The organism is Phenylobacterium sp. (assembly GCF_036264965.1).
Classification (GTDB): Bacteria; Pseudomonadota; Alphaproteobacteria; order Caulobacterales; family Caulobacteraceae; genus Phenylobacterium.
On the sequence record NZ_DATAPY010000161.1, the window covers coordinates 20,279 to 27,294 of the forward strand.

A 7,016-nucleotide genomic window follows, 5' to 3' on the forward strand; every position below is an offset into this window, starting at 1 on the left:
TTTGTATATACGAGAACGCGCGGCCCCAGCCAATCTCCCCTGACGTCTAAGACCGGCCGCCGCGGCGCGTTCAATCGCGGCCGTCCGGATCGATCCTCAGTGGCCGGTGAGCGTCACGCCGCCGCCGTCGGGGGCGAGGCTGTCGCCGCCGTTCAGCGGTTTTTGCATGTGGACGATGTCGACCCAGCGGCCGTGCTTGAAGCCGACGCTGCGGCCGACGCCGGTCTCCTCGAAGCCCAGGGACTTGTGCAGGCCGATGGAGCCGGCGTTTTCGCTGTCGCCGATCACCGCCATCAGCTGGCGGATGCCGAGCGCCTCGCAGGCCGCGATCACCGCCGACAGCACCGCGCGGCCGACACCCTCGCCCTTGGCGTCGGGCGAGACATAGACGCTGTCCTCCAGGGTGTAGCGATAGGCGGCGCGCGGGCGGAACGGGCCGGCGTAGGCGAAGCCCAGCACCTGGCCGTCCAGCTCGGCCACCAGATAGGGCATGCCCTGGGTCTGCACGGCGCGGCGGCGGGCGTCCATGTCGGCGGCCGACGGCGCGTCTTCCTCGAAGGTGCCGAAGCCATGCAGCACGGCGTCGCCGTAGATGGCGGCCAGGGCCGGGGCGTCGGCCTCCGTGGCGTCCCGGACGATCATAGCGAAAACCTCCCCCGAGAGCGGCAGCGAACGGGGGAGGTGTCACCGAAGGTGACGGAGGGGGTGCTGGGGCCGTGCGCCAGGCTCGGTGCGCCGGCAGCGCCCCCTCCACCACTTCGTGGTCCCCCTCCGCCCGCTTCGCGGGGGAGGTTTTGAGCAGCCTGACCGATCATGCCTTTTCCCAGCCCTTCTCCAGCGCCCAGACGGCGAAGGCGTAGTCGAGGGCGATCTCCTTCAGGAAGTCGAACCGGCCGGAGGCGCCGCCGTGGCCGGCCTCCATGTTGATCTTGAGCATCATCGGCGCATCGCCCGCCGAGAATTCACGCAGCTTGGCGATCCACTTCTCCGGCTCCCAGTAGGTGACGCGCGGATCGGAAAGGCCGCCGGTGGCCAGGACCGGCGGATAGGCCTGGGCGGAGACCTGATCGTAAGGGCTGTAGGAGGCGATCAGGTCGTAGGCGGCGGCGTCCTCCAGCGGGTTGCCCCACTCGGGCCACTCCGGCGGGGTGAGCGGCAGCGTGGTGTCGCTCATGGTGTTGAGCACGTCGACGAAGGGCACCGCGGCGATGATCGCGCCCCAGAGCTCGGGCCGCAGGTTGGCGATCGCGCCCATCAGCATGCCGCCGGCCGAGCCGCCGTAGGCCGCGATCCGGCCCTTCGTCGCGTAGCCGGCGTCGATCATGTGTTCGGCGCAGGCGATGAAATCGCTGAACGTGTTGGGCTTCTTCTCCTTGCGGCCGTCCAGGAACCATCCCCAGCCCTTGTCGGAGCCGCCGCGGACGTGGGCGGTGGCCCAGATCCAGCCGCGGTCCACCAGGCTCAGGTTGCGGATCGAGAAGCTGGGATCCATGGCGATGCCGTAGGAGCCGTAGCCGTAGAGCAGGAGCGGGGCGGAGCCGTCGAGGGGCGTGTCCCTCAGCATAAGGACGGTGATCGGGACCTGCTGGCCGTCGGGCGCCGGGGCGTAGAGGCGCCTGGCCACATAGCGGCTGGGGTCGTGGCCGGAGGGGATCTCCTGGGTCTTTCGCAGGGTGCGCTCGCGGCTGGCCAGGTCGTAGTCGTAGGTCTGCCGGGGCGTGGTCGGCGACTGGTAGACGAAGCGGGTGGTCGTCGTCTCGTACTCGTAGCCGTCCTCGAGATGCAGCGCGTAGGCCTCTTCGTCGAAGGCGATCTCATGTTCTGAGCCGTCCCGGGCGGTGACCACCAGGCGGTCCAGGGCGTCCACCCGCTCGGCGCGGACCAGATGGCCGGCGTAGGCCGCGAAGCCGGTGATGTAGCGGCCGCGCTGGTGGGCGATCCACTCGGCCCAGGTCGCCTTGGCCGGGACCGCCGCGGTGCTGGTCATCAGCTTGAAGTCGATGGCGTCGTCGGCGTTGGTGTGGATCACCCAGCGGTCGGTCCAGTGGTCGGGACTGTACTTCACGCCCACCTGGCGCGGCGCGATCACCACGGGCGCGGCGGTGGGGTCGGACGCCGGGATCAGCCAGGACTCGCTGGTCTCCTGGTTGCCGACGCCGATCAGGACGTGGCTGTCGTCGGAGGTGAGGCCGAGCCCTAGGAACATGCCGTCGTCGGCTTCCTCGTAGACCAGGACGTCGGGGCCGCCGCGGGCCGGGCGGCGGAAGACCTTGGCGGGCCGCGCGTTCTCGTCGCGCCAGATCCAGAACAGCCATTGGCTGTCCGGCGAGAAGACCAGGGAGCCGTAGGCGCTCTCGGCGGGCTCGCCGAGGGTCTCGCCGGTCGCCAGGTCGGTGACGCGGATCGTGAAGTACTCCGAGCCCTGCTCGTCGGCGGCCCAGGCGTAGAGCGCGTGGTCGGGGCTGTGGCTGGCGGCGCCGACCTGGAAGAAGGGCTTGTCCTTGGAGAGCGCTTCCTCGTCCAGCAGCACCTGTTCGCCAGCGCTGGACCCGCCCCGATCTTTGCTATTGGGCCGGCGCGCGTGCGCCGGATGCTGGGCGCCCAGCTCATAGCGGACGTAGTAGTCCCACGGGCCGTCGGGCGAGGGGACGGAGCTGTCGTCCTCTTTGATCCGCCCCTTCATCTCGGCGAACATCTGCGCCTGCAGGGCTTCGGTGGGGGCGAGCAGGACCTTGGTATAGGCGTTCTCGGCGTTGAGATGCTGGCGGACGTCGGCGCGCAGGGTCTTGGGGTCGCGCAGGACCTGCTGCCAGTTGTCGTCCTTCATCCAGGCGTAATCGTCGACCCGGACGCGGCCGAGCTGTTCGATGCGCTTGGGGATCTTCGGGGCCTTCGGCGGCGTGGGCGTACTCATGCCCCGCTAGATGCGGCGCCGCGCGTCGACGCTCAAGGGCCGGGCGCCTTGCGCCTAAAGCCAGGCCGCGACGCCGTGGCGCCTTGGCGGAAAGGCCGTCATCTGATTCAGTGTGAATATCGAGATCGCGCACAGACGCGAAGGGCATCTTAAAGGTTTCGGGGATAGCTTCCCAATGATGATGGACCTCTCGGCCCAGATGATGCAGGCGACCGTCCAACTCGAGCAGCCCCTCGGGGACGGCACGCGCACCGTCGGCACCGGGTTCCTGATCACCGAGACCACGGCGGACGGCAAGCCGCACACCATCCTGGTCACCGCCAATCACGTGTTCGACAAGATGCCTGGCGCCAACGCCCGGGTGGGCTACCGCATCGCCAACGCCGACGGCAGCTGGAGCTATTCGCCCCAGTCGCTGAAGATCCGCGACGGTCAGGGCCACGCCCTGTGGACGCACCACCCGACCCGCGACGTGGCGGCGATCGCCATCATCGCGCCGGAGGCCTTCGCCAAGGCCGCGATCCCCGAGGACTACCTGGCGGCGGACGACACCTTCACCAAATATGCCGTGGGCGCGGGCGACCAGATGATGACGCTGGGCTTCCCACGGGGGCTGGCGGCCAATTCGGCGGGCTTCCCGATCCTGCGCGCCGGCCGCGTGGCCTCCTATCCGATCGCGCCGGCCAAGATCTTCCCGACCTTCCTGCTCGACTTCTCGGTGTTCCCCGGCAACTCCGGCGGCCCGGTGTTCATGAGCGGCCCCTCGCGCCACGCGGTGAACGACGCGGGCCAGGGCGGCCAGGACGTGGAGTTCATCGCCGGCCTCTTGACCCAGCAGGTCGAGCTGAACAGCGAGCGGCTGGACATCGGCATCGTCACTAACGCGCGGTTCATCCGCGAGACCATCGCCCTGATCAGGGACCCGGGCGCGCCGGTGACCGAGGTCGCGGCGAACGAGGGCGCGATCTCCGGCGCCAAGGCGGCTTCCGCTGAGGAAGCCGCGCGGCCCGAATAGGCTTCAGCCAACCGGCTCCATGCTGACGCGCCGCCCGCGAGCGGGCGGCGCGCAGTCGCATCCGTATCTGTGACCTCGCTACTGCGGGGTCACCTTGGTCGTCGTGGTGACCTGATCCGAAGGCGTCGACGTCACCCCGGTCGTCGTGGTGCGACGGGTCACGGTCGTATGCGTCGTACGATGCGCCGGCTTGGTGGTGGTGGTCGTGGTCTCGACTTGCGGCGCCGGCGGCGGCGTGGCGGCGGCTATCGCCGCGGCGTTGCGCGCGGCCGCCGCTTCAGCCGCCGAAGCGGCCGCCGATTGTTCCGCCGCATCGGCGCGGGCGTTGGCGGCCTCGGCTTGCTGCTGGGCCGTGGCGGCCTGTTGCTGGGCGCTGACCGCCTGGTCCTGAGCCGAGGCTGCCTGGCCTCGGGCGGCGGCGACCTGGTCGCGGGCCGCGTCGACCGTGGCGCGCTGGGCTTCGTGCGCCGAGGCCAGGGCGTCGTTCTTGTGCTGCTGGGAGATGCCGATCGCGGCGTCGGCCAGGCCCTGGGCGCGGACGCCGTCCTCGATGGCCCGGTCCCGATGGTCGTTATCGAAGTCCCGCTGCGCGGCCGCCAGGGCGGCGCGCGCCTCGGCGATGTTGCGTGGCGCGTCGCCGTAGGCCCCGAGGGACTCGGCCGTGTGGATCTTGGCCTCCGCGGCGGCGATGGCTTCGCGGGCGCGTTCAGTGGTGCCGGCCGCCGCCGGCGTCGCGATCGCGAGGCCTATGGCGCTCGATACGAGCAGCGATGCAATGATTGTAGTCCGAAGCATGATGTTCTCCTGCCCATGGGCAAATGCTGTCGCCAACGGGTCTGATGTCCCGTGACGTAGGGCAGCAACGGCTGGCGATGAGATGAGTTTCAGCGCTGCCGGAGAACTTGGTTGCGCCTCAGCCCGCGTAGATGATCGAAATCGTCTCGGCGATGCAGGCGGGTTTTTCCTCGCCTTCGATCTCGATGGTGCATTCGTTCTTCAGCTGCATGCCGCCGGCCTTGGGCTCGACGCCGACCAGTTTCTGGCGCATGCGCACGCGCTTGCCGACGCGGACCATGTTGATGAAGCGCACCTTGTCCGAGCCATAGTTGATGCCGCGGCTGACGCCCTTCACCGGCAGCATGCCTTGGCCCAGGAACGGGATCAGCGACAGCGTCAGGTAGCCGTGGGCGATGGGGCCGCCGATCTCGCGGGTGGCGCGCTCGACATCGACGTGGATCCACTGGTGGTCGCCGGTGGCGTCGGCGAATTTGTTGACCCGGTCCTGGTCGACAAGCAGCCAGTCCGAAACGCCCACTTCCGTGCCGATCAGGCCGGGCAGGTCTTTGATCTCAACCGGGTTCATCTGTCTGCTTCCTCTTGATTGGCTTAGCTGGGACGGGTCTAGCATCCCGTCGCGCGCGGGCAAGCCGCATGGGAGACGCTGATGGCCGACTTCATCTACCTGATGCACGAAGCCGAGCCGGCCGATCCGGTGGTTTGGCAGGCCTATATCGACGGGCTGAACGCGAAGGGCGTCCTTCGCGGCGGCTCGGCGATCGGACGCGGGGTGTGCCTGCACAAGGACGGCGCGCCGCCGCCCATCAGCCATCACATCGTGGGCTATGTGCGGATCGAGGTCGCCGACATGGCGGCCGCCCAGGCGCTGCTGGTCGGCAACCCGGTCTATGAGGCCGGCGGCGTCATCGAGGTGCGCGAACTGCCCCGCGCGATCGGCCCCGCGCCGAATTAGGCGATGCGCGCGCCGTCCTTGGCCCAGTAGGCGTCGCGGATCAGGCGCTTGTAGAGCTTGCCGGTGGCGTGGCGGGGCAGCTCGGCCATGAAATCGATGACGCGCGGGCTCTTCACGTGGCTGAGGTGTTCGCGAGCATAGGCCATTAGCTCGGCGCGCAGCTCATCGCCGGCGTCGGCCCAGTCCATGGGCTGGATCACGGCGACGACCTTCTCGCCCATCTCCTCGTCGGGCGCCCCGACCACGGCGGCGTCGGCGACTTTGGGGTGGCCGATCAGCACGTTTTCGAGTTCCTGCGGGTAGATGTTCACCCCGCCGGAGATGATCATGAAGCTCTTGCGGTCGGTGAGGTAGAGGTAGCCCTCCTCGTCCAGCCAGCCCACGTCGCCCAGCGTCGTCCAGCCGTGCTTGTTGCGGCTCTCGGCGGTCTTGGCCGGGTCGCCGTGATACTCGAACTGGCCGCCACCCTCGAAATAGACCAGGCCCTCGGTGCGCGGCGGCAGGGGCTCGCCGTCCTCGTCGCAGATCTTCACCGCCGCGGTCAGGCCGCGGCCGACCGAGCCCTTGTGCGCCAGCCATTCTGTGGCGTTGATGATGCAGAAGCCGTTGCCCTCGGTGCCGGCGTAGTACTCGTGCACGATCGGGCCCCACCAGGCGATCATCTGCTCCTTGACCGGGACCGGGCAGGGCGCGGCGGCGTGGAACACCGCCTTCAGCGACGATAGGTCGTAGCGGGTGCGCGCCTCCGGCGGCAGCTTCAGCATACGCACGAAATGGGTCGGCACCCACTGGGCGGAGGTCACCTTGTACTGCTCGATGAAGCGCAATGCGTCCTCGGCGTCGAAGCGCTCCATCAGGATCACCGTCCCGCCAAGCGCCTGCATGGCCATCGACCAGCCGAGAGGGGCGGCGTGGTACAGCGGAGCCGGCGAAAGATAGATCGACTCCGACGTCCAGCCGTAGAGCGCTTGCCCCAGGCTCGCGATCCCGTTGGCCGCCCCGATCGGCTGCCGCTGCGCCGCGTTCGCGGACCGTACGCCCTTGGGGCGGCCGGTGGTGCCGGACGAATAGAGCATCGGGCCGCCCGCTGATTCGTCAGCGATCGGACTCGTCGGGAATCTCGAACGCGCCGTCTCGAAGCTCTCGAACGGACCCGCGGCGCCGTCGACCATGTAGAGTTTCACGCCAGGGATCAGCGGGGCGAGCGCAAGTGCGACGTCAGCCACCGCGACGCCCGCGATGAGCGCCTTCGCCCCGCAATCCTTCACGATGTACTCGACCTCGCCGGCGGTCAGCTTGGAAGAGATCGCCGTGAAGCGGACGCCCGAGCGTTGCGC

At 69.0% G+C, this 7,016-nt stretch carries 7 protein-coding genes; 2 read left to right on the plus strand and 5 right to left on the minus strand.

The genetic code is table 11. The annotated features are described in order from the left end of the window. Positions 1 to 96 precede the first annotated feature (96 nt). On the minus strand, positions 97 to 642 hold the full coding sequence (locus VHS75_RS21295; protein WP_329640632.1) for an N-acetyltransferase family protein: 546 nt from the start codon (positions 640 to 642) through the stop codon (positions 97 to 99). 169 nt (positions 643 to 811) lie between these two features. Then, complete coding sequence (locus tag VHS75_RS21300) at positions 812 to 2,914, minus strand: S9 family peptidase (RefSeq protein ID WP_329640633.1); 2,103 nt, start codon at positions 2,912 to 2,914, stop codon at positions 812 to 814. A gap of 175 nt (positions 2,915 to 3,089) precedes the next feature. Between VHS75_RS21300 and VHS75_RS21305 the strand changes: the two genes are divergently transcribed. Next, on the plus strand, positions 3,090 to 3,929 hold the full coding sequence (locus VHS75_RS21305) for a trypsin-like peptidase domain-containing protein (protein ID WP_329640634.1): 840 nt from the start codon (positions 3,090 to 3,092) through the stop codon (positions 3,927 to 3,929). 78 nt (positions 3,930 to 4,007) lie between these two features. On the opposite strand, the gene VHS75_RS21310 is transcribed toward VHS75_RS21305, so the two are convergent. Both VHS75_RS21310 and VHS75_RS21315 read right to left on the minus strand, forming a co-directional pair. Continuing rightward, complete coding sequence (locus VHS75_RS21310; protein ID WP_329640635.1) at positions 4,008 to 4,724, minus strand: hypothetical protein; 717 nt, start codon at positions 4,722 to 4,724, stop codon at positions 4,008 to 4,010. Between the two features lie 118 nt (positions 4,725 to 4,842). Continuing rightward, on the minus strand, positions 4,843 to 5,292 hold the full coding sequence (locus VHS75_RS21315) for a MaoC family dehydratase (RefSeq protein WP_329640636.1): 450 nt from the start codon (positions 5,290 to 5,292) through the stop codon (positions 4,843 to 4,845). 81 nt (positions 5,293 to 5,373) lie between these two features. On the opposite strand from VHS75_RS21315, the gene VHS75_RS21320 reads away from it, so the two are divergent. Next, positions 5,374 to 5,679: a hypothetical protein gene (locus VHS75_RS21320; RefSeq protein WP_329640637.1), complete on the plus strand. Its 306-nt coding sequence runs from the start codon at positions 5,374 to 5,376 to the stop codon at positions 5,677 to 5,679. Here VHS75_RS21320 and VHS75_RS21325 read toward each other — a convergent pair. Continuing rightward, a partial coding sequence (locus VHS75_RS21325; RefSeq protein WP_329640638.1) for an acyl-CoA synthetase occupies positions 5,676 to 7,016 on the minus strand: 1,341 nt, incomplete at its 5' end. The two genes, VHS75_RS21320 and VHS75_RS21325, sit on opposite strands and share 4 nt — an antisense overlap.